We start from the raw sequence: 3,340 nt of genomic DNA, 5'->3' as shown, positions 1-3,340 counted from the left end.
TTGGTTATTGATAATTGATAATTGAAGAGATTCTTCGTCGTTCCTCCTCAGAATGACAAAAGAGGCCTCCTGCGTTTCTAAAATTTATAACTTCTGCCTTCTGCCTGTCAAACTTCTGCCTGATTCTCCGTGGTGCATTCTCAACCTCAGCCTCAACCTCAACCTTAGCCTCTCATAATTGCGTCTCTGAGTTTAGGCTTTTTTAACTGACTATTGTCTTTTAACAGCTTTATTGTATTTTAGAGCAAACTTGTTTTTTATGAGAGAAGCTCAAATAGATAAAGCAGTCAGTCTTTTACGGCAATCGGAATACACCATAGCCTTTACCGGTGCAGGCATATCGGTGGAGAGTGGTGTGCCGCCTTTTCGTGGCGAAAACGGTATCTGGTCGAAGTACGACCCGCAGGTACTTGATCTGGATTATTTTCATTCCAATCCGCTCGATTCATGGAAGGTAATCCGTGAAATATTTTATGATTATTTTGGTAAGGCACAACCCAATGATGCGCATAAAGTGCTGGGAAAATGGGAGCAAAAGGGACTGCTCAAGTGCGTAATTACCCAGAATATTGACAATCTGCATCAGACGGGGGGCAGCAAAACCGTTTATGAATTCCACGGGAATGCCCAGACTATGGAATGTACCGTCTGTTCTCATCACTTTCCTGCATCCGAAGCAGATTTTGAAAAGTTACCCGTCACCTGTCCTGAATGTGGGAGCCTTGTAAAACCTGCCTTTATCTTTTTCGGAGAAGCCATTCCCGCCGAGGCCTACGTAGGAAGCCTGGAAGCAGCAAGAAACGCAGATGTCTGTTTGGTAATAGGAAGCCTGGGTGAAGTTATGCCGGCCGCTATGGTACCGTGGGAAGCCAAAAGAAACGGAGCCTCAATTATTGAGATCAATCCCAAGCCATCGAACTTTACCGGTTCGATAACCGATGTTCACATCGTGGCAAAGGCTTCCGAGGCCCTTGTCGCGTTGGACGAAAGATTATCGTGATGATGTGGAAACAAAATTAAAAACAGGTAAAATCTCTCATATTTACAAAACTTTTAACATCTTTACGCTCCAAAAATTGATTCAGTAAATTATTTGGAAACTTAAACCAAAGTTTGAAATGAAGTTACTAGAAGGAAAAACTGCAATTGTAACCGGGGCTGCCCGGGGTATCGGTAAGGCTATAGCTTTACGCTTTGCCGTTGAGGGTTGTAACATCGCTTTTACCGATCTTGAATACAACGATGCAGCCAAAGCAACAGAGAAAGAGGTGGCCCAATTGGGCGTAAAAGTAAAAGCCTACGCTTCCAATGCTGCAAAATTCGATGAAACGCAACAGGTGGTTGAAGAGATTGTTAAGGAATTCGGACAGGTGGATATCCTGGTGAACAATGCAGGTATTACCAAAGATGGAGCATTAAAGCGTATGACAGAAGAGCAGTGGGATGCCGTCATAGCTGTTAACCTTAAATCTGTTTTTAATTATACCAAAGCTGTGCAGCCAATAATGTGGAAACAGGCGGGAGGTAGTATTATTAACATGAGTTCCGTTGTTGGTGTTGTAGGAAATAAAAATCAGGCAAATTATTCGGCTTCAAAAGCTGGAATTATTGGTTTTACGAAATCTATTGCTAAAGAATTTGGCGTAAGAGGTATTCGTAGTAACGCTATTGCTCCGGGATTCATCATCACTGAGATGACGGGTGTTTTATCCGATGAAGTCAGAAAAGACTGGGAAAGTAAAATTCCTCTAAAACGTGGTGGTACACCTGAAGATGTTGCCAATACTTGTGTATTCCTCGCTTCAGATCTTTCTTCGTATGTTACGGGACAGGTGATCCATGTTTGTGGTGGAATGAATACCTGAAAAAACCGTTTTTTGTTATATTAGGAGGTGCTTTCAACCGAAGACACCTTTTGTTGTTTAAAATGAAACGAGCATGACAAGGTTTGTTATAAATAGATCATTAGATTTTTAGATATAAGATAAATGTAACCAACAGGCAGAAGGCAGAAGGCAGAAGGCAGAAGACAGAAGGCAGAAGTCAGGGCATGGGGTATGGAACATCTTACTTCTAAAAATCTATTAATCTATTAATCTAAAAATCTATTAATCTATTGTGTATTATTATTGTATCAAAAAAAATAAATTATGAAGAACTTCAATTTTCATGTACCAACAAAGATTCTGTTTGGCAAAAATAAAGTAAATGAACTGGGACAAGAGATTAAACAACATGGTTCGCGAGTGCTCCTGGCTTATGGCGGAGGTTCGGTGAAAAAAACCGGACTTTATGATCAGGTTGTGGAACAGCTCCGTAATAATAATCTGTTTTTTGTCGAGTTGAGTGGAATTCAGCCCAATCCCCGGATAACCTCGGTGCGAGAGGGAGTACGACTTTGTCGCGAACACGATCTTGATTTTGTTCTTCCCATTGGTGGTGGCAGTGTTATTGATGCCGCCAAGGCCATTGCTGCTGGAGCGAATTACGAGGGAGATGCCTGGGATTTTCCCATGCAAAAGGCCAAAGTTACGAATCCTTTGCCATTGGGCACTGTTCTTACACTTGCGGCAACCGGTTCCGAAATGAACGGTAATGCCGTGATTACAAATGAGGAAACACAGGAAAAGAGGGGAATGTCGAGCGACTTGCTGCGACCCGTATTTTCTGTTCTTGATCCTTCCTATACTTTCACTGTAAACCGTTATCATACTGCTGCAGGTACGGTAGATATCATGAGCCATATATTTGAAAATTATTTTGCACCCGGTGAAGGGACTTTTGTCCAGGATTCCATTGCCGAGTCAATTTTGAAAACCTGTATCAAATACGGTCCGGTTGCGCTTGAAGAACCTGAGAATTATGAGGCACGTGCCAACCTGCTGTGGGCTGGAAGCCTGGCTTTGAGTGGTCTTACGCTTACCGGGAAATTAACAGGCGACTGGGCTACCCACGGAATCGAGCATGAAGTAAGCGCCATTTATGATCTGACGCATGGTGCCGGACTGGCAATTATCCATCCTGTCTGGATGCGCTATGTCCTGGATGAGAAAACCGCGCCCAGGTTTGCCCAAATGGCACGAAATGTGTGGAATATAAACGAGACCGATGATATGACTGCCGCAGAGAAAGGCATTGAGGCCGTCCGGAATTTCTTTAATTCGCTTGATATGCCGGCCCGTCTTTCAGATGTGGATATCCCCGGCGATCATTTTGAAGAGATGGCCAAAAAAGCTTGCATCTTTGGTAAAATAGGTAGTTTTAAACGCCTCGATGTCGATGATGTGGTGGAAATTTTGAAGAGGGCCTTATAAAATCTGAGTGCGGTATAAAATGTATA

At 42.9% G+C, this 3,340-nt stretch carries 3 protein-coding genes; all 3 read left to right on the top strand.

Annotation, left to right across the window (positions count from 1 at the left end):
• Nucleotides 1–259 precede the first annotated feature (259 nt).
• Nucleotides 260–1,000 (top strand): SIR2 family NAD-dependent protein deacylase, encoded by a 741-nt coding sequence (locus tag OQ5_RS0112295; RefSeq protein ID WP_016777777.1) that lies wholly within the window; start codon nucleotides 260–262, stop codon nucleotides 998–1,000.
• A 118-nt stretch (nucleotides 1,001–1,118) separates the two neighbouring features.
• On the top strand, nucleotides 1,119–1,865 hold the full coding sequence (fabG, locus tag OQ5_RS0112290; RefSeq protein WP_016777776.1) for a 3-oxoacyl-[acyl-carrier-protein] reductase: 747 nt from the start codon (nucleotides 1,119–1,121) through the stop codon (nucleotides 1,863–1,865).
• Nucleotides 1,866–2,150: 285 nt separating this feature from the next.
• A complete protein-coding gene (locus tag OQ5_RS0112285) occupies nucleotides 2,151–3,314 on the top strand; it encodes an iron-containing alcohol dehydrogenase (RefSeq protein WP_016777775.1) in 1,164 nt (387 codons plus the stop codon).
• Nucleotides 3,315–3,340 lie beyond the last annotated feature (26 nt).

It is taken from the genome of Anaerophaga thermohalophila str. Valhall, assembly GCF_000250735.1.
Classification (GTDB): Bacteria; Bacteroidota; Bacteroidia; order Bacteroidales; family Marinilabiliaceae; genus Anaerophaga; species Anaerophaga thermohalophila_A.
The sequence above is the reverse complement of the archived record's forward strand: the minus strand, read 5'-3'. Positions and strand labels throughout refer to the sequence as shown.

Coding starts and splice junctions, on each gene's coding strand:
- fabG (WP_016777776.1), top strand. CDS start 1,119: ATGAAGTTACTAGAAGGAAAAACTGCAATTGTAACCGGGGCTGCCCGG.
- OQ5_RS0112285 (WP_016777775.1), top strand. CDS start 2,151: ATGAAGAACTTCAATTTTCATGTACCAACAAAGATTCTGTTTGGCAAA.
- OQ5_RS0112295 (WP_016777777.1), top strand. CDS start 260: ATGAGAGAAGCTCAAATAGATAAAGCAGTCAGTCTTTTACGGCAATCG.